This is a genomic window from Kitasatospora sp. NPDC041988 (assembly GCF_055588525.1).
Genome location: NZ_JBVJCO010000054.1, coordinates 15,903 through 35,338 on the forward strand (window position 1 = coordinate 15,903; position 19,436 = coordinate 35,338).

15 protein-coding genes are annotated in these 19,436 nt (G+C 71.0%); 14 read left to right on the forward strand and 1 reads right to left on the reverse strand.

Annotated elements, in window-relative coordinates; genetic code table 11:
* Positions 1–6: 6 nt before the first annotated feature.
* The 14 genes from nuoE (at position 7) to ACZ6NC_RS35875 (ending at position 18,949) form a co-directional block, all read left to right on the forward strand.
* Positions 7–846 carry an NADH-quinone oxidoreductase subunit NuoE gene (gene nuoE / locus ACZ6NC_RS35810; protein ID WP_465738095.1) on the forward strand — a complete coding sequence of 280 codons (840 nt, stop codon included), beginning with the start codon at positions 7–9 and terminating at the stop codon, positions 844–846.
* Positions 846–2,207 carry an NADH-quinone oxidoreductase subunit NuoF gene (nuoF, locus tag ACZ6NC_RS35815; RefSeq protein ID WP_465738053.1) on the forward strand — a complete coding sequence of 454 codons (1,362 nt, stop codon included), beginning with the start codon at positions 846–848 and terminating at the stop codon, positions 2,205–2,207. Before nuoE ends, nuoF begins: the two co-directional genes overlap by 1 nt.
* Positions 2,204–4,993 (forward strand): NADH-quinone oxidoreductase subunit G, encoded by a 2,790-nt coding sequence (locus ACZ6NC_RS35820; RefSeq protein WP_465738054.1) that lies wholly within the window; start codon positions 2,204–2,206, stop codon positions 4,991–4,993. The genes nuoF and ACZ6NC_RS35820 overlap by 4 nt, the downstream gene beginning before the upstream one ends.
* A complete protein-coding gene (nuoH, locus tag ACZ6NC_RS35825; protein ID WP_465738055.1) occupies positions 4,990–6,351 on the forward strand; it encodes an NADH-quinone oxidoreductase subunit NuoH in 1,362 nt (453 codons plus the stop codon). The genes ACZ6NC_RS35820 and nuoH overlap by 4 nt, the downstream gene beginning before the upstream one ends.
* A 6-nt stretch (positions 6,352–6,357) precedes the next feature.
* Positions 6,358–6,969 (forward strand): NADH-quinone oxidoreductase subunit NuoI, encoded by a 612-nt coding sequence (gene nuoI / locus ACZ6NC_RS35830; protein WP_465738056.1) that lies wholly within the window; start codon positions 6,358–6,360, stop codon positions 6,967–6,969.
* Positions 6,966–7,910 carry an NADH-quinone oxidoreductase subunit J gene (locus ACZ6NC_RS35835; RefSeq protein WP_465738057.1) on the forward strand — a complete coding sequence of 315 codons (945 nt, stop codon included), beginning with the start codon at positions 6,966–6,968 and terminating at the stop codon, positions 7,908–7,910. Before nuoI ends, ACZ6NC_RS35835 begins: the two co-directional genes overlap by 4 nt.
* Positions 7,907–8,206: an NADH-quinone oxidoreductase subunit NuoK gene (gene nuoK / locus ACZ6NC_RS35840; RefSeq protein WP_209412994.1), complete on the forward strand. Its 300-nt coding sequence runs from the start codon at positions 7,907–7,909 to the stop codon at positions 8,204–8,206. Before ACZ6NC_RS35835 ends, nuoK begins: the two co-directional genes overlap by 4 nt.
* 14 nt (positions 8,207–8,220) lie before the next feature.
* A complete protein-coding gene (gene nuoL, locus ACZ6NC_RS35845) occupies positions 8,221–10,134 on the forward strand; it encodes an NADH-quinone oxidoreductase subunit L (protein ID WP_465738058.1) in 1,914 nt (637 codons plus the stop codon).
* 34 nt (positions 10,135–10,168) lie between these two features.
* Positions 10,169–11,800 (forward strand): NADH-quinone oxidoreductase subunit M, encoded by a 1,632-nt coding sequence (locus ACZ6NC_RS35850; RefSeq protein ID WP_465738059.1) that lies wholly within the window; start codon positions 10,169–10,171, stop codon positions 11,798–11,800.
* On the forward strand, positions 11,797–13,434 hold the full coding sequence (gene nuoN, locus ACZ6NC_RS35855) for an NADH-quinone oxidoreductase subunit NuoN (RefSeq protein WP_465738060.1): 1,638 nt from the start codon (positions 11,797–11,799) through the stop codon (positions 13,432–13,434). Before ACZ6NC_RS35850 ends, nuoN begins: the two co-directional genes overlap by 4 nt.
* Before the next feature lie 232 nt (positions 13,435–13,666).
* Entirely contained in the window at positions 13,667–14,677 is a 1,011-nt protein-coding gene (locus ACZ6NC_RS35860) for a polyprenyl synthetase family protein (protein ID WP_465548182.1), read from the forward strand.
* 247 nt (positions 14,678–14,924) lie between these two features.
* On the forward strand, positions 14,925–15,587 hold the full coding sequence (locus tag ACZ6NC_RS35865) for a LuxR C-terminal-related transcriptional regulator (RefSeq protein WP_465738061.1): 663 nt from the start codon (positions 14,925–14,927) through the stop codon (positions 15,585–15,587).
* Between the two features lie 297 nt (positions 15,588–15,884).
* Positions 15,885–17,900 carry a 2-oxoacid:acceptor oxidoreductase subunit alpha gene (locus ACZ6NC_RS35870; protein ID WP_465738062.1) on the forward strand — a complete coding sequence of 672 codons (2,016 nt, stop codon included), beginning with the start codon at positions 15,885–15,887 and terminating at the stop codon, positions 17,898–17,900.
* Positions 17,897–18,949: a 2-oxoacid:ferredoxin oxidoreductase subunit beta gene (locus tag ACZ6NC_RS35875; RefSeq protein WP_465738063.1), complete on the forward strand. Its 1,053-nt coding sequence runs from the start codon at positions 17,897–17,899 to the stop codon at positions 18,947–18,949. Before ACZ6NC_RS35870 ends, ACZ6NC_RS35875 begins: the two co-directional genes overlap by 4 nt.
* A gap of 100 nt (positions 18,950–19,049) precedes the next feature.
* Here the strand turns inward: ACZ6NC_RS35875 and ACZ6NC_RS35880 are convergent, their stop codons facing one another.
* Entirely contained in the window at positions 19,050–19,430 is a 381-nt protein-coding gene (locus ACZ6NC_RS35880; RefSeq protein WP_465738064.1) for a VOC family protein, read from the reverse strand.
* Positions 19,431–19,436: the final 6 nt, after the last annotated feature.

A 19,436-nucleotide genomic window follows, 5' to 3' on the forward strand; every position in this document is an offset into this window, starting at 1 on the left:
CTCGGACTGCCGGCACTGCCGGCCAAGCCGTACCCCGAGGAGGTGCACGCCCGCCTCGCCGCCGACGCCGCGGAGCTGATCGGCCGCTACCCGGTGGCCCGGTCCGCCCTGCTGCCGCTGCTGCACCTGGTACAGGCGGAGGAGGGCTTCGTCAGCGCGACCGGCATCCGGTTCTGCGCCGAGCAGTTGGATCTCACCACGGCCGAGGTCACCGCCGTCGCCACCTTCTACACCATGTACCGGCGCCGGCCGGCCGGGAAGTACCACGTCGGGGTCTGCACCAACACCCTGTGCGCGGTGCTCGGCGGGGACCAGATCTTCGACGAGCTCCAGCAGCACCTCGGTATCCGCAACAACGAGACCACCGAGGACGGCGAGATCTCGATCGAGCACATCGAGTGCAACGCCGCCTGCGACTACGCCCCCGTGGTGATGGTCAACTGGGAGTTCTTCGACGACCAGACCCCGGAGAGCGCCCGGCAGTTGGTCGACGACCTGCGGGCGGGCCAGGAGGTCCGCCCCACCCGTGGCGCCCGGCTCTGCAGCTTCAAGGAGTCCGCCCGGATCCTGGCCGGCTTCCCCGACGAGCGTCCCGGCGCCGTGGACGAGTCCGGAGCGGGCGGCGCGCCCTCGCTGGCCGGCCTGCGCCTGGCCAGGGGTGAGGCCCTGCCCGGCACGGCCGGCGCCAAGGTCGTCTCGCCCCGCCACGAGGGAGCCCAGCACGAGGGAGCCCGCCACGAAGGCACCGGTCACGAGGGCGCCAACCGTGAGGGCGCCAACCGTGAGGGCACCCACCGTGAGGACACCCACCGTGAGGGCACCGGCCACGAAGGGACCGAAGCGTGATGACCTCCGCCGAGCCGGCCGAGAAGCTGCTCACCCCCGTGCTCTCCGCCTCCTGGGACGACAGCCGCCCCTGGACGCTCGCCACCTACCGCCGCCACTCCGGGTACGAGGGCCTGAAGGCCGCCCTCGCGATGCCCCCGGACGACGTGATCGCCCTGGTCAAGGACGCCGGCCTGCGCGGCCGCGGCGGCGCCGGGTTCCCCACCGGCATGAAGTGGCAGTTCATCCCGCAGAACGACGGCAAGCCGCACTACCTGGTGGTGAACGCGGACGAGTCCGAGCCGGGCACCTGCAAGGACATCCCGCTCCTGTTCGCCAACCCGCACTCGCTGATCGAGGGCATGATCATCGCCTCCTACGCGATCCGCTGCGACCACGCGTTCATCTACCTGCGCGGCGAGGTCGTCCCGGTGCTCCGCCGGCTCCACGCCGCCGTGGCCGAGGCGTACGAGGCCGGGCTGCTCGGCAAGAACATCCTGGGCTCCGGGATCGACCTCGACATCACCGTGCACGCCGGGGCCGGCGCGTACATCTGCGGCGAGGAGACGGCCCTGCTGGACTCGCTGGAGGGGCGCCGCGGCCAGCCCCGGCTGCGCCCGCCGTTCCCGGCCATCGCCGGCCTCTACGCGTGCCCGACGGTCGTCAACAACGTCGAGTCGATCGCCTCGGTGCCGCCGATCCTGGCCAAGGGCAAGGAGTGGTTCAAGGGCCTGGGCACCGAGAAGTCCCCCGGCTTCACGCTCTACTCGCTCTCCGGCCACGTCACCAACCCCGGCCAGTACGAGGCTCCGCTCGGCATCACCCTGCGCCAGCTGCTGGACATCAGCGGCGGCGTCCGGGCCGGGCACCGGCTCAAGTTCTGGACGCCGGGCGGCTCGTCCACCCCGATGTTCACCGATGAGCACCTCGACGTCCCGCTCGACTACGAGGGCGTCGGTGCGGCCGGCTCGATGCTCGGCACCAAGGCGCTGCAGATCTTCGACGAGACGACCTGCGTGGTCCGGGCCGTGACCCGCTGGACGGAGTTCTACGCCCACGAGTCCTGCGGCAAGTGCACCCCGTGCCGCGAGGGCACGTACTGGCTGGTCCAGCTGCTCAGGCGGATCGAGGCCGGCGAGGGCGTCGACGGCGATCTGGAGAAGCTGCTCGACATCGCCGACAACATCAACGGCAAGTCCTTCTGCGCCCTGGGCGACGGCGCGGCCAGCCCGATCGTCTCCTCGCTCCAGCACTTCCGGGCCGAGTACGAGCAGCACCTCGCCGAGCGCCGCTGCCCGTTCGACCCGGCCGCCTCCACCGTCTGGGCCGACGGCCCCCGCCCCGGCCACCAGTCCGCCACCGAAAGGGAGGTGCACGCGTGACGATCACAGAGCCATCCACCTCCAAGGCCGCGGTCGAACTGGTCACGCTCACCATCGACGGCGTCGAAGTGCAGGTCCCCAAGGGGACGTTGGTGATCCGGGCAGCCGAGCAGATCGGCACCCAGATCCCGCGCTTCTGCGACCACCCGCTGCTCGATCCGGCCGGCGCCTGCCGGCAGTGCATCGTCGAGATCGAGGGCCAGCGCAAGCCGGTCGCCTCCTGCACCATCCCCGTGGCCGAGGGCATGGTGGTCCGGACGCAGGTCAGTTCGCCGGTGGCAGAGAAGGCACAGCGCGGCGTGATGGAGCTGCTGCTGATCAACCACCCGCTGGACTGCCCGGTCTGCGACAAGGGCGGTGAGTGCCCGCTGCAGAACCAGGCGATGTCCACCGGCGACACCGACTCCCGCTTCGAGGGGATGAAGCGCACCTACGAGAAGCCGATCCCGCTGAGCACTCAGGTGCTGCTGGACCGCGAACGCTGTGTGCTCTGCGCCCGCTGCACCCGTTTCTCGCAGCAGATCGCCGGGGACCCGTTCATCGACCTGGTCGAGCGCGGCGCCCTCCAGCAGGTCGGTATCGGGGACGCCGAGCCGCTCGACTCGTACTTCTCCGGCAACACCATCCAGATCTGCCCGGTCGGCGCGCTCACCTCGGCGGCTTATCGTTTCCGCTCCCGCCCGTTCGACCTCGTCTCCTCGCCGAGCGTCTGCGAGCACTGCTCCTCCGGCTGCGCCCAGCGCACCGATCACCGGCGCGGCAAGGTGCTGCGGCGGCTGGCGGGGGAGGACCCGGCGGTCAACGAGGAGTGGAACTGCGACAAGGGCCGGTTCGCCTTCCGTTACGCCCAGCAGCGTGACCGGCTCACCACCCCGCTCGTCCGTGACGCCGGCACCGGTGAACTGACCCCCGCCTCCTGGCCGGAGGCGCTGGCCCGGGCCGCCGAGGGCCTGCGCGGTGCCCGCACCGGCGTCCTCACCGGCGGCCGGGTCACCGTCGAGGACGCCTACGCCTACGCCAAGTTCGCCCGGGTGGTACTGGGCACCAACGACGTGGACTTCCGCTCCCGTCCGCACAGCGGCGAGGAGGCGGACTTCCTGGCCGCCGCCGTCGCCGGCCGCGGCACGGACCTCGACGGCACCGGCGTCACCTACGAGGAGCTGGAGAACGCTCCGGCCGTCCTGCTCGCGGGATTCGAGCCCGAGGAGGAGTCGCCGATCGTCTTCCTGCGGCTGCGCAAGGCCACCCGCGCCACCGGCCTCAAGGTGTACTCGGTCGCCGCCTACGGCTCCCGCGGGCTGACCAAGCTGCGCGGCGCGCTGCTGCCCGCCGCCCCCGGCACCGAGGCCGAGTGGCTGGCCGCCCTCGCCGCCGACGAGCCGCTGAACGACGACGCCGGCCGCGCCGCCGAACTGCTGCGCACCCCGGGTGCCGTCATCCTGGCGGGTGAGCGGCTGGCCGCCGCCCCCGGCGCGCTCACCGCCGCCCTGCGGCTGGCCCACGCCACCGGTGCCAGGCTCGCCTGGGTCCCGCGCCGGGCAGGTGACCGCGGCGCCGTCGAGGCCGGCGCGCTGCCGGGGCTGCTGCCCGGCGGCCGTCCGGTCTCCGCCCCGGCCGCCCGCGCCGAGGCCGCCGCCGCCTGGGGCGTGGCCGAACTCCCGGCCCGCATCGGCCGGGACACCGACCAGATCCTCGCGGCCGCCGCCGCCGGTGATCTGGACGCGCTGCTGATCGGCGGCGTCGACCCGGACGACCTGCCGGACCCGGCGCTCGCCGAGGAGGCGCTGGCCGCGGTGCCGTTCGTGGTCTCGCTGGAGCTGCGCCCGTCCACCGTCACCGCCCGGGCCGACGTGGTGTTGCCGGTCGCCGCGGTGGCCGAGAAGGCCGGCACCTTCCTGGACTGGGAGGGCCGGGTGCGGATGTTCGAGGCCGCGCTCAAGCCCGACCAGCAGATGGGCCGTCACCTCCACCCGGACGCCAGGGTGCTGAACATGCTGGCCGACGCGCTGGGGCACCGGCTCGGCCTGGCCGACGTCCGTGCCGTCCGGCTGGAGCTGGACCGGTTCGCGCCGTGGGCCGGGGACCGGTCCACCGACCCGGCCACCCACCCCGGGCTGCTGCCCCGGCCGGCCACCGGCCAGGCGGTGCTGGCGGGTTGGCGCCAGCTGCTGGACAACGGCACGCTCCAGCAGGGCGACCCGCACCTCGCCGGCACCCGGCACCCGGCGGTCGCCCGGATCTCCCCGGCCACCGCAGAGGAGATCGGCGCCGGGCCCTTCGGCGCAGAGGCGACCGGAACCGCCCAGCCCGGCACCGCCCAGACCGGCACCGCCGAGCCCGGCACCGCCCAGACCGGCACCGCCGAGCCCGGCACCGCCCAGACCGGCATCGCCGAGCTCGGCACCGCTCAGGGGCGTACCGCCGCGCTGCGGCTGACCGGCCCGGCCGGTTCGCTGACGCTGCCGCTGGAGATCACCAAGGACATCCCGGACCGCACGGTCTGGATCCCGCTCAACTCCTCCCCGGGCGGCGCCTACCGGGCCCTCGGCACCACCGTCGGCCACCTGGTCACCATCGCGGCCGACACCATCACCGAGGCCATCACCAAACCCACCACCGAGGCCATCACCAAACCCACCACCGACACCATCACCGAGGCCCCCGCCGGGACCTCCGCCGAGACCGCCGGTCCGGCCACTCCCGCCACCCGGCCCACTCCCGCCACCCGGGCCCGTCAGGCCACCCCCGGCGCCAAGGCCGCCACGACCACGGAGGAGGAGCAGTGAACCTCGCCGCGTACGAGACCCTGGGCTTCTTCGGCCGCGACCCCTGGTGGCTGGTGCTGCTCAAGGCGGTCTTCTGCTTCGCGTTCCTGGTCGGCACGGTGCTGATCGCGATCGTCTGGGAGCGCAAGGTCGTGGCCTGGATGCAGCTGCGCATCGGCCCCAACCGGCACGGCCCCTGGGGCATGCTGCAGTCGCTCGCCGACGGCGTGAAGCTGGCGCTCAAGGAAGACCTGGTGGTCACGGGCGCCGACAAGGTGGTCTACATCCTGGCCCCGATCGTCTGCGCCATCCCCGCGTTCATGGCCTTCGCGGTGATCCCGTTCGGTCCGGCCGGCGACGAGGTGTCGATCTTCGGCACCCGGACGCCGCTCCAGCTGACCGACTTCCCGGTGGCGCTGCTCTACATCCTGGCGACGGCGTCGGTCGGCATCTACGGCATCGTGCTGGCCGGCTGGTCGTCCGGCTCGACGTACCCGCTGCTCGGCGGGATCCGCTCGTCCGCCCAGATGATCAGCTACGAGATCGCGATGGGCCTCTCCTTCGCGGCGGTGTTCATCTACTCGGGCTCGATGTCCACCTCGGAGATCGTCTCCTCGCAGCAGCCGACCTGGTTCGCGGTGCTGCTGCCGGTCTCCTTCATCGTCTACATCATCGCGATGGTGGGCGAGACCAACCGGGCGCCGTTCGACCTCCCGGAGGCCGAGGGCGAGTTGGTCGGCGGCTTCAACACCGAGTACTCCTCGCTGAAGTTCGCGATGTTCATGCTGGCCGAGTACGTCAACATGGTCACCGTCTCGGCGGTCGCGTCCACCCTCTTCCTGGGCGGCTGGCGCGCGCCCTGGCCGGTCTCCACCTTCTGGGAGGGGGCCAACCACGGCTGGTGGCCGATGCTCTGGATCACGCTCAAGATCCAGCTGCTGCTGTTCTTCTTCATCTGGCTGCGCGGCACCCTGCCCCGGCTCCGCTACGACCAGTTCATGAAGCTGGGCTGGAAGGTCCTGATCCCGGTCTCGCTGGTCTGGCTGGTCATGGTGGCCAGCGTCCGGGCGCTGCGGAACGAGGGCTACGACTTCGGCGAGGTGGTGCTGTACGTCGGCGCCCCGGCGGGCGCGATCCTGCTGCTCGCCCTGGCGCGGGACGTCATGAGGCGCAAGCCCGAGCCGGAGGAGGAGGCCCCGGCCGGCCGGGGGGGCACCTCCCAGCCGAAGGCCGGGGGAGAGTTCGACCCGATGGCGGGCGGGTACCCGGTGCCCCCGCTGCCCGGTCAGGAGCTCCCGCCGGTCCCGCGCCGGCGCAGCCGCGCCCCGAAGCAACTCCAGGACGCCCTCAACGGCGCCGACCATTCCGAAGGGAGCTGAACCGAGATGTCGTCCGACCAGAACGGCAGCGGCGACCGGCCAGACCGGCCCGACAAGCCTTCCGTCCTCGGGCCGGCCGCCGGCTTCGGCGTGACCTTCAAGGCCATGTTCAAGAAGCGGCTCACCGAGCAGTACCCGGAGCAGAAGAAGCCCACCGCTCCGCGCTTCCACGGCCGCCACCAGCTGAACCGGCACCCGGACGGTCTGGAGAAGTGCGTCGGCTGCGAGCTCTGCGCCTGGGCCTGCCCGGCCGACGCGATCTACGTCGAGGGCGCCGACAACCGCGAGGAGGAGCGTTACTCGCCCGGCGAGCGGTACGGCGTGGTGTACCAGATCAACTACGCCCGCTGCATCCTCTGCGGCCTCTGCATCGAGGCCTGCCCGACCCGCGCGCTTACCATGACCAACGAGTACGAGCTCGCGGACACCTCCCGCAGGGACCTCATCTTCACCAAGGAGCAGCTGCTGGTCGGCCTCTCCGAGGGCATGGTCGACACCCCGCACGCGATCTTCCCGGGCACCGACGAGGGTGCCTACTACCGGGGCGAGATCACCGCGGCGGCGCCGGGGACGGTCCAGCAGGAGCGCACCGCCCGGGAGAAGGAGGCCCAGCAGTGACCACCGCCTCCACCTCGCTCGACCTCGCCGCCGTGACGGGCGCGACCTCGACCGGCGAGGCCGTCCAGTTCTGGGTGCTCGCGGTGATCGCCGTCGGCGGCGCGCTCGGCATGCTGTTGATGAAGAAGGCCGTGCACAGTGCGCTCTGCCTGGCGGCCACCATGCTCGCCCTGGCGGTCTGTTACATGGCCCAGGGCGCGGTCTTCCTGGGCGTGGTGCAGATCGTCGTCTACACCGGCGCGATCATGATGCTCTTCCTCTTCGTGGTCATGCTGGTCGGCGTCACCAGCGCCGACTCGCTGAAGGAGCAGCTCAAGGGCCAGCGGTTCGCCGCGGTGCTCTGCGGGCTCGGCTTCGGCGTGCTGCTGATGGCGGGCATCGCCAACGCCAAGCTGGACACCTTCACGGGCCTCGCCGAGGCCAACGCCGAGGGCAATGTCCAGGGCCTGGCCCGGCTGATCTTTACCAAGTACGTCTGGGCCTTCGAGGTCACCGGCGCACTGCTGATCACGGCCGCGATCGGCGCCATGGTGCTGACCCACCGCGAGCACGTGAAGGCCCCGAAGACGCAGCGCGAGCTGGCCGCCCAGCGGGTCCAGGACAACATCCAGGTCCCGCCGCTTCCCGCGCCGGGCGTCTACGCCCGGCACAACGCGGTGGACATCCCCGGCCTGCTGCCGGACGGCACGATCGCCGAGGACTCGGTGATGGGGACCCTGCGCGAGCGTGGGCAGATCCGCGACGTCAGCCAGGAGATGCTCCGGCGGATGGCCGAGCTGGAGTCCACCACCGCCGACTGGCTGGGCCGCCCGCCGTCGGAGCGCCCGCCGGTGACCGGTCCGCTCACGGGTCCGCGCAACGGCTCGCGCAAGGAGCTGGAGCCGGCGGCGACCAACAACCACGCCGCGCCGAACGGCCACGACGAGGAGGGGGCGGAGTGAATCCGGTCAACTACCTGTATCTCTCCGCCCTGTTGTTCACCATCGGCGCCTCCGGCGTGCTGATCCGGCGCAACGCGATCGTCCTGTTCATGTGCGTCGAGCTGATGCTCAACGCCTCGAACCTGGCCCTGGTCACCTTCTCCCGGCTGCACGGCAATCTGGACGGCCAGATCATCGCGTTCTTCACCATGGTGGTGGCGGCGGCCGAGGTCGTGGTCGGCCTCGCCATCATCGTCTCCATCTTCCGGACCAGGCACTCCGCTTCGGTCGACGACAGCAATCTGATGAAGCTGTAGGCGGAGGGCCTTCGGTGAACTCTCTCATTCCGCTGCTGGTGGCGGCCCCGCTGGCCGGTGCTGCCCTGCTTCTGCTCGGCGGCCCGCTCTTCGACCGCTTCGGTCACTGGCTCGCCACCGCGCTGGCCGCGCTCTCCTTCGGATTCGGACTCGCCCTGTTCTCGGCCATGCTGGGCCGGGCACCCGAGGATCGCGCCGTCACCGAGCACCTGTACAGCTGGATCCCGGTGAACGGCTTCCAGGCCGACATCTCGTTCCAGCTCGACCAGCTCTCGATGACCTTCGTCCTGCTGATCACCGGCGTGGGCACGCTGATCCACCTCTACTCGGTGGGGTACATGGCGCACGACGAGCGCCGGCGCCGCTTCTTCGCGTACCTGAACCTCTTCCTGGCAGCCATGCTGCTGCTGGTGATCGCCGACAACTACCTGCTGCTGTACTTCGGTTGGGAGGGCGTGGGCCTCGCCTCGTACCTGCTGATCGGCTTCTGGCAGCACAAGCCGAGCGCCGCGACGGCCGCCAAGAAGGCGTTCATCGTCAACCGCGTCGGCGACATGGGTCTCTCGATCGCGATCATGCTGATGTTCGTGGAGTTCGGCTCCTTCGCGTTCGGGCCGGTCCTCGGTTCGGAAGGCGTGGCCGGCGGCGCGAGCCAGGCGAGCGAGGGCAAGCTGACCGCGATCGGTCTGCTGCTGCTACTGGCGGCCTGCGGCAAGTCCGCCCAGGTGCCGCTGCAGTCCTGGCTCGGGGACGCCATGGAGGGTCCGACCCCGGTCTCGGCCCTGATCCACGCGGCCACCATGGTGACCGCCGGCGTCTACCTGATCGTCCGTTCCGGCACGATCTTCAACCTGGCGCCGGACGCCCAGACCGCCGTGGTGGTGGTCGGCGCCGTCACGCTGCTCTTCGGTGCGATCGTCGGTTGTGCCAAGGACGACATCAAGAAGGCGCTGGCCGGCTCGACCATGTCGCAGATCGGCTACATGATCCTGGCGGCCGGCCTCGGCCCGATCGGGTACGCCTTCGCGATCATGCACCTGGTCACGCACGGCTTCTTCAAGGCGGGGCTGTTCCTCGGTGCCGGGTCGGTCATGCACGGCATGAACGACGAGGTGAACATGCGTCACTACGGCGGCCTGCGCAAGTACATGCCGGTCACCTTCGTCACCTTCGGCCTCGGCTACCTGGCCATCATCGGCTTCCCGGGCCTGTCCGGCTTCTTCTCCAAGGACAAGATCATCGAGGCGGCCTTCGCCAAGGGCGGCACCGAGGGCTGGATCCTCGGCCTCTGCACCCTGGTCGGCGCGGCCGTCACCGCGTTCTACATGACGCGGGTGATGATCATGACCTTCTTCGGGGAGAAGCGCTGGAAGCCCGACGCCGAGGGCCACGACCCGCACCCGCACGAGTCGCCGAAGACCATGACCACCCCGATGATCCTGCTCGCCTTCGGTTCGGTCTTCGCCGGTGGCCTGTTCGTCCTGAACAACTCCTTCGTGGACTGGCTGGAGCCGGTCACCGGGTACGAGGAGGGCAACTCGCCGCTCAGCCCGCTGGTGGTCACCCTGCTCGCCACGGTCTGCATGCTGGCCGGCGTCGCGCTCTCGTACGTGATGTACGGCCGCTCCGCCGTCCCCGTGGTGCCGCCGGTCGGCTCCCCGCTCACCCGGGCCGCCCGTCGCGACCTGCTCCAGGACGACTTCAACCACGCCGTCCTGGTCCGTCCCGGTTCGGCGCTCACCGCGGCGCTGGTCTTCTTCGACAGCCGCGGCCTGGACGGCTTCGTCAACGGCCTGGCCGCCACCATCGGCGGCGTCTCCAGCCGGCTGCGGAGGATCCAGAACGGCTACGTCCGCTCGTACGCGCTCTCCATGTTCGGCGGCACGCTGGTGCTGGTCGCCACGACTCTCCTGATGAGGTCCGTCTGATGAATAGGCCCAGTTCATCTCCGGGGGTGTGGCGATGAGTGCCCTGCTGTCCGCCACCTGCGCCGTCCCGGCGGCCGGCGCGGTGCTCACCGCCGCACTGCCCGCCGGGTCCACCGAGGCCCGGCGGCGGACCACCAAGGCCGTCGCACTCGGCGTCTCGGCCGTCACCCTGGCCCTGGCCGCCACCGTGGCCGCGCGGTTCGAGCCGGGCGGCGCGCGCTACCAGCTGACCGAGTCCCACAGCTGGATCCGTTCCTTCGGCATCACCTTCTCGCTCGGCGTGGACGGCATCGGCACCGTGCTGGCGCTGCTCACCGCGGTGCTCGTGCCGATCGTGATGCTGGCCTCCTGGCACGACGCCGACCCGGCGCCGGCCGCGCCGGACGGCACCTTCGAGAACAGGAGGCGCACCCAGGGCTTCTTCGCCCTGATCCTGGCGGTCGAGGCGATGGTGATCGTCTCCTTCTTCGCCACCGACGTCTTCGTCTTCTACGTCTTCTTCGAAGCCATGCTGATCCCGATGTACTTCCTGATCGGCGGCTTCGGCGACAAGGCGGGCGGCCCCGAGTCGGCACGTCAGCGCTCGTACGCCGCGGTGAAGTTCCTGCTCTACAACCTGCTCGGCGGCCTGATCATGCTGGCCGCCGTGATCGGCCTGTACGTGATCGCGCAGGACCAGGGCTTCGCCACCTTCGACCTCCCGACGCTGACCGGCGCGATCGCCGACGGCAGGCTGGTGCTCAGCGGCACCGCCGAGAAGGCGCTGTTCCTCGGCTTCTTCTTCGCCTTCGCCGTGAAGGCCCCGCTCTGGCCGTTGCACACCTGGCTGCCGAACGCGATGGGCGAGTCCACCGCCGGAACGGCCGTGCTGATCACCGCGGTGGTCGACAAGGTCGGCACCTTCGCGATGCTCCGCTTCTGCCTCGGCCTCTTCCCGGACGCCTCGAAGACCTTCGCCCCGGCGATCCTCGTCCTCTCGGTGATCGGGATCATCTACGGCGCGCTGCTCGCCATCGGCCAGAAGGACATCAAGCGGCTGGTCGCCTACGCCTCCATCTCGCACTTCGGCTTCATCATCATGGGCATCTTCGCGCTGACCAGCCAGGGCCAGAGCGGAGCCACCCTCTACATGGTCAACCACGGCATCTCCACCGCCGCGTGGATGCTGGTGGCCGGCTTCCTGATCTCCCGCCGCGGCTCCCGGCTGATCGCCGACTACGGCGGCGTGCAGAAGGTCGCGCCGGTGCTCGCGGGGACGTTCCTGATCGGCGGCCTGGCCACCCTCTCGCTGCCCGGCCTGGCACCGTTCGTCAGCGAGTTCCTCGTCCTGGTCGGCACGTTCACCCGGTACCCGGCGATCGGCATCGTCGCCACCTTCGGCATCGTGCTCGCCGCGCTCTACGCCCTGCTGCTCTACCAGCGCACCATGACCGGCCCGGTCAAGGAGGGCGTGCGCGCCATGCCCGACCTCAAGGTGCGCGAGCTCGCGGTGGTCGCCCCGCTGCTGGCCCTGACCGTGCTGCTCGGCGTCTACCCGAAGCCGCTCACCGACATCGTCAACCCGGCGGTGGACGCGACCCTCTCGCAGGTCCACCAGTCCGACCCGGCGCCGGCCCACCCGGTCGCCGCCCACGGAGACGCCACCTCAGGAGGTGAGCACAAGTGAGCACCACCGGATGGCTCGCCGCCGCGGGCGGCAACACCCCGAGCATCCCGGCGCCGCATGTCGAGTACGGACAGCTCTCCCCGATGCTGGTGGTCTTCGGCACCGCCGTGGCCGGCATCCTGCTGGAGGCCTTCCTACCCCGCCGGCACCGGCACTGGGCGCAGGTCTGGCTGGCCCTGCTCGGCCTGGCCGGCGCCTTCACCGCCGTGGTGGTGCTCGCCGCCCAGGGCTACGGCTCCACCAAGGTCGACCTGCTGGCGATGGGCTCGGTCGCGCTCGACGGCCCGGCGCTCTTCCTGCAGGGTGTGATCCTGCTGGCCTCCGTGGTCACGGTGCTGACCTACGCCGAGCGGAAGCTGGAGCCCAAGGCGGGCGGTGAGCCGGCCGACGCGTTCGCCGCGCAGGCCGCCGCCACCCCGGGCGGCGAGCAGGAGCGCGCCGCGGTCCGGGCCGGCTTCACCACCAGCGAGGTCTTCCCGCTCACCATGTTCGCGGTCGGCGGCATGCTGCTCTTCCCCGCCGCCAACGACCTGCTGACCATGTTCGTGGCGCTGGAGGTCTTCTCCCTCCCGCTCTACCTGCTCTGTGCGCTGGCCCGGCGCCGCCGGCTGCTCTCCCAGGAGGCGGCGGTCAAGTACTTCCTCCTCGGCGCCTTCGCCTCGGCGTTCTTCCTGTTCGGCACCGCCCTGCTGTACGGGTACGCGGGCAGCGTGAGGCTCGGCGACATCGCCGACGTCATCTCCGGCAAGGCGCTGGCGACCCCGGCGCTGCTCTCCACCACCCAGAACGACGCGCTGCTGCTGGTGGGCCTGGCGATGCTCGCGGTCGGCCTGCTCTTCAAGGTCGGCGCGGTGCCGTTCCACTCCTGGACCCCGGACGTCTACCAGGGCGCGCCGACGCCGGTCACCGGGTTCATGGCGGCCGCGACCAAGGTGGCCGCGTTCGGTGCCTTCCTCCGGCTGTTCTACGTGGCCTTCCCCGGCCTGCGGCTGGACTGGCGGCCGGTGCTCTGGGGCGTGGCGATCCTGACCATGGTGGTCGGCGCCGTCCTGGCCGTCACCCAGCAGGACGTGAAGCGGCTGCTCGCCTACTCCTCCATCGCGCACGCCGGTTTCATCCTGACCGGCGTGATCGCCACCAACAAGCAGGGCCTCAGCTCGGTGCTGTTCTACCTGCTGGCGTACTCCTTCGTGACGCTCGGCGCCTTCGCCGTGGTCACCCTGGTGCGCGACTCCAAGGGCGAGGCGACGCACCTGTCCAGCTGGGCCGGGCTGGGCCGGCGCTCGCCGCTGGTCGCGGCCGTCTTCGCGCTCTTCCTGCTGGCCTTCGCGGGCATCCCGCTCACCTCGGGCTTCACCGGGAAGTTCGCGGTCTTCCAGGCCGCGGCGGCCGGCGGGGCGACCCCGCTGGTGATCGTCGGTGTGCTCAGCTCGGCGGTGGCCGCGTTCTTCTACATCCGGGTGATCGTGCTGATGTTCTTCTCCGACCCGCAGCCGGGCGGCCCGACCGTGGCCATCCCGAGCGCCTTCACGGCCACCGCGATCGGCTTCGGCGTCCTCGTCACCCTCGGCCTCGGCCTGCTTCCGCAGTACTTCCTGGACCTGGCGTCGAAGGCCTCGCTCTTCGTCCGCTGAGCCCCGGGCCGGCCACCCGCCGGCGCTCCACCGTCCGGGCCGCGCAACTCTCCGCGCGGCCCGGACGCGCCGCTTCCGGACCGGCTCCGACCTGCGCGTCCGGCCCGACCATGACAGGACCCGCACGCCCGTGCAGTGATCCACTCGCGACCGGATACCCTGCCTGTATGGCCAAGCGGCGGCACTCAGGGACCAGGCCGCTAGATCGACCAGGGACAGAGGAGTGGTCTTCGTGACCGTCGTGGGACCCTTTGGGCTCAGCGTGCAGGACCGCGATCTGACCCGTGACGTCCAGGCCGGGATGGACGCGGTGGAAGCCGCGCTCATGGAGGCCGTCAAGAGCGACGTCCCGTTCATCACCGTCACCGCCAGCCACCTGATGGAAGCGGGCGGCAAGCGCTTCCGCCCCCTGCTGGTGATGCTCGCCGCCCAGTTCGGCGACGCCAACGCGCCCGGCGTGGTGCCCGCCGCCGTCGTCGTCGAGCTGACCCACCTCGCGACGCTCTACCACGACGACGTGATGGACGAGGCCCCCGTTCGCCGCGGCGCCCCCAGCGCCAACTCGCGCTGGGACAACTCGGTCGCCATCCTCACCGGCGACTTCCTCTTCTCCCGCGCCTCCCAGGTGCTCTCCGACCTCGGCCCCGACGCCGTCCGCGTGCAGGCCGACGCCTTCGAGCGGCTGGTCACCGGGCAGATCCTGGAGACCGCCGGCCCCGGCCCGGACGACGACCCGCTGCGCCACTACCTGGACGTGCTGGCCGGCAAGACCGGCTCGCTGATCGCCGTCTCCTGCCGGATAGGAGCACTGCTGGCCGGTGCCGAGCCCTGGGTGACGGACATCCTCAGCGCCTACGGCGAGCGCATCGGCATCGCGTTCCAGCTGGCCGACGACGTGCTCGACATCGCCAGCGACGGCCACGAGTCCGGCAAGACCCCCGGTACCGACCTGCGCGAGGGCGTGCCGACCCTGCCCACCCTGCTGCTCCGGCAGATGCCGGTGGACGAGTCCGACCCGGCCGACCTGCGGCTGCGCGAGCTGATCGACGGCGACCTCGGCGACGACGAGCGGCACGCCGAGGCGCTGCGGCTGCTGCGCCGCCACCCCGCGCTGGAGCACGCCCGCCGGGAGACGCTGCGGCACGCGGAGGAGGCCCGCGCGCTGCTCGACCCGCTGCCGGACGGCGCGGCCAAGGCGGCGCTCCAGGGCCTGTGCGACGCGGTGGCCATCCGCACCATGTGAGGGGGCGGCCCGGGTGCCGTCGTCCGGTGATGCGGCCGCGGCCATCCGTGGTGCCCGGCGGTCCCTGGCCGGCCTCGGTGGCCCTTGGCCGTGCCCGGTGGTCAGCCGTCCTGCCCGGAGGTGCCCGCTGTTGCCCGCCGTTGCTCCGGTTGCTGCGCGGTGTGATTTATCGCCCGACGGCCCTGCGAGTAGGGAAGACTGACACCCGTCAGCCCCGCCCGCAGTCGTGCCAACCCGGAAGGCCACCATGCTTCGCGTCGTCATCGCCGAGGACTCCGTACTGCTGCGGGAGGGCCTGACCAGGCTGCTCACCGACCGGGGTCTGGAGGTCGTGGCGGGCGTCGGGGACGGTGAGGCGCTGCTGAAGGCCGTCCACGACCTGGCCGCCGACGGCGCGCTGCCCGACGTGGTGGTCGCCGACGTCCGGATGCCCCCGACCCACACCGATGAGGGCGTCCGCGCCTGCGTCACGCTCCGCGGCCTCTACCCGGAGCTGGGCGTGCTGGTGCTCTCGCAGTACGTGGAGGAGCGGTACGCCTCCGAGCTGCTGGCCGGCTCCACCCGGGGCGTGGGCTACCTGCTGAAGGACCGGGTCGCCGAGGTGCGCGAGTTCGTGGACGCGGTGGTCCGGGTCGCCGGGGGCGGCACCGCGCTGGATCCGGAGGTCGTGCAGCAGCTGCTCAGCCGCAGCCGCAAGGGCGACGTGCTGGCCCGGCTGACCCCGCGCGAGCGCGAGGTGCTCGGGCTGATGGCCGAGGGCCGGACCAACACGGCGGTGGCCAAGCAGCTGGTGGTCTCGGACGGCGCGGTGGAGAAGCACGTGAGCAACATCTTCCTCAAGCTGGGTCTGGCCCAGAGCCCTGAGGACCACCGCCGGGTCCTGGCGGTGCTCACCTATCTGAACTCCTAGCCCGCACTCCTGGCCCGCACTCCCGGCCCGAGCCCCCGCCCGAGCCCCCGCCCGAACCTCTGGCGGGGGCGCGCCGGGGGCGTGCGACGTGACTGGTAGGCATCCGAACCGGCCGGTTCCGAACCGGTATGGGACCGCGGATTCAAGGCGTTGTACCCAATGTGGCAGTGATTTGCCGCCGCATCGGGTAGTTCCGTCCAAGGCAATCCTTACCCGCATAGGATGCGAGAGGTGCACCAGGCGGACGGGGCACACGGCTCACGCCCGCGGCTGGTGCCCACGAGGAGGTCCGCGGCAGTGACCAGTCAGGTCGATCAGTCAGAAGCAGTGGACGGCTCGGATGGCGGCGAGGGCCGCTCCGGGACGGGTGAGGACCGTTCCGGTGCCGCTGCGCCGACCAGTCCGCAGCCCAGGCGCGCCAAGCCGATCCGCAGACTGGACCGGGTGATCATCCGGTTCGCCGGAGACTCCGGTGACGGGATGCAGCTCACCGGTGACCGCTTCACCTCGGAGACGGCGTCCTTCGGCAACGACCTCTCCACCCTGCCCAACTTCCCGGCCGAGATCAGGGCTCCTGCCGGGACGCTGCCGGGTGTGTCGTCCTTCCAGCTGCACTTCGCCGACCACGACATCCTGACCCCGGGGGACGCGCCCAACGTCCTGGTGGCGATGAACCCGGCCGCCCTCAAGGCGAACCTGCCGGACCTGCCGCGCGGCGCGGAGATCATCGTCAACACCGACGAGTTCACCAAGCGCGCCCTGGCCAAGGTCGGCTACCCGGCCGATCCGCTGGCCGACGGCTCGCTGGAGGCGTTCCACCTGCACAAGGTGCCGCTGACCACGCTGACCCTGGAGGCGCTCAAGGACAGCGGCCTGGCCCGCAAGGACGCCGAGCGGGCGAAGAACATGTTCGCCCTGGGCCTGCTCTCCTGGATGTACCACCGGCCCACCCACGGCACCGAGTCCTTCCTGCGCAGCAAGTTCGCCAAGAAGCCGCAGATCGCCGAGGCCAACATCAGCGCCTTCCGGGCGGGCTGGAACTTCGGCGAGACGACGGAGTCCTTCGCGGTCTCCTACGAGGTGTCGCCGGCCAAGCTGCCCCCGGGCCGCTACCGCAACATCTCCGGCAACCTGGCCCTCTCCTACGGCCTGATCGCCGCTGCCGAGCGCTCCGGGCTGCCGCTCTACCTCGGCTCGTACCCGATCACCCCGGCCTCGGACATCCTGCACGAGCTGAGCAAGCACAAGAACTTCGACGTGCGCACCTTCCAGGCCGAGGACGAGATCGCCGGTATCGGCGCGGCGCTCGGTGCGGCCTTCGGCGGCGCGCTCGGCGTGACCACCACGTCGGGCCCGGGTGTGGCGCTCAAGAGCGAGACCATCGGCCTGGCCGTCTCGCTCGAACTGCCGCTGCTGGTGGTCGACATCCAGCGCGGCGGCCCGTCCACCGGTCTGCCGACCAAGACCGAGCAGGCGGACCTCCTGCAGGCGATGTTCGGGCGCAACGGCGAGGCCCCGGTGCCGATCGTGGCCCCGGCCACCCCGGCCGAGTGCTTCGACGCGGCGCTGGAGGCAGCACGCATCGCGGTCACCTACCGGACGCCGGTGTTCCTGCTTTCGGACGGTTACCTGGCCAACGGCTCCGAGCCTTGGCGGATCCCGGAGGTCGACGAACTGCCCGTGATCGAACCGGACTTCGCGACCGGTCCGAACCGGGAGGACGGCGCCTTCTGGCCGTACCTGCGCGACCCGCAGACGCTGGCCCGCCCCTGGGCGGTCCCCGGTACGCCGGGCCTGGAGCACCGGATCGGCGGCATCGAGAAGCAGGACGGCACCGGCAACATCTCGTACGACCCGGCCAACCACGACTTCATGGTCCGCACCCGGCAGGCCAAGGTGGACGGGATTACCGTTCCTGCTGTCAATGTTGACGACCCGTCCGGCGAAGCGCGCGTCCTGGTGCTCGGCTGGGGTTCGACGTATGGGCCGATCACCGCGGCCGTCCGCCGGGTCCGGGCGGACGGCGGCCATGTCGCCCAGGCGCACCTGCGGAATCTGAATCCTTTCCCGGCCAATCTCGGCGCGGTACTGAAGAGTTACGACAAGGTCATCGTCCCCGAGATGAACCTCGGGCAGCTGGCACTGCTGCTGCGCGCCAAGTATCTGGTGGACGCGCAGTCCTACAACCAGGTGCGCGGACTGCCGTTCAAGGCAGCGCAGTTGGCGGACGTGCTGTGGGCGGCGATCGGCAATCTGGACGAGTCGGCGAGCAACTCGGCGGCCGCATCGGCGAGCGAGGAGGACAACCGATGAGCGAGCAGTTCCCCTCGTTGAAGCTGGTCCCGAAGAGCGACACGCCACAGAGCGCCAAGGACTTCAAGACCGACCAGGAGGTGCGCTGGTGTCCCGGCTGCGGTGACTACGCGATCCTGGCTGCCGTGCAGTCCTTCATGCCGGAGCTGGGGATCAAGCGGGAGAACACCGTCTTCGTCTCCGGGATCGGTTGTTCGTCGCGCTTCCCGTACTACATGAACACCTATGGTGTGCACTCGATCCACGGCCGGGCGCCGGCCATCGCCACCGGGCTCGCCTCGTCCCGGCAGGACTTGAGTGTCTGGGTGGTGACGGGTGACGGCGATGCGCTCTCGATCGGCGGCAACCACCTGATCCACGCGCTGCGGCGGAACGTCAACCTGAAGATCCTCCTCTTCAACAACCGGATCTACGGCCTCACCAAGGGCCAGTACTCGCCGACCAGTGAGCTCGGCAAGATCACCAAGTCGACGCCGATGGGCTCGCTGGACGCCCCGTTCAACCCGCTCTCGCTGGCGATCGGCGCGGAGGCCTCGTTCGTCGCGCGCACCATCGACTCCGACCGCCAGCACCTCCAGTCGGTGCTGCGGGCGGCGGCGGAGCACGAGGGCACGGCGCTGGTGGAGATCTACCAGAACTGCAACATCTTCAACGACGGCGCCTTCGAGGTCCTGAAGGAGCCGGGCACCCGGGACGAGGCGCTGATCCGCCTGGAGCACGGGCAGCCGATCCGGTTCGGCGCCGATGGCGCCAAGGGCGTCTTCCGCGGCCCGGACGGCGAGCTGTTCGTCGACGCCGTCACCGCCGGCAACGAGGCCTCGGTGGTCGTCCACGACGCCCACGCCTCCGGCCCGGCCGGGGCGTTCGCCCTCTCCCGGATCGCTGACGCGGACACGCTGCACCACACCCCGATCGGCGTGCTGCGGAGCGTGCAGCGCCCGGTGTACGACGAGCTGATGGCCTCCCAGCTCGCCACGGCGGTCGCCCACCACGGCCAGGGCGAGCTGGCCGCGCTGCTGGCCGGGAGCGACACCTGGACCGTCGACTGAGGTCCGTACGACGACGGCGCCCCCATGGCCTGGGTCATGGGGGCGCCGTCGTTTCTGCTACTGGCCGGCCGCTACGGCCCTGTTGCTACTGCCCTTGGTCCTACTGCTGAACCCACTCGACCAGCTGGATCACGACCCCGTTCGGGTCGGTGACCTGGAACAGCTTCTCGCCCCACGGCTCCTCCAGCAGGGGCATGGTGATCTTCACGCCCTCCCCGCGGAGCCGCGCCTCCTCGCCCTCCAGATCGGTGACGTTGAAGGCGAGGATCAGCCCGGCCGCGTGCTGGTCCCGGAACCCCTCCGGCAGGACCTCGATCCCACGCCGCAGGAAGATCACGTTCATCCCGGAGTCCTCCCGCCCGAGCGAGACGAACCCGTCGGCCGCCATCTGCTCGGCGAACCCGAAGTGCTTCTGGAGGAACGCCGAGGAGGCGGCCTCGTCCTCGACGGTGAGCGAAACGGCGGCAGCGGTGATCTGCATGGATGA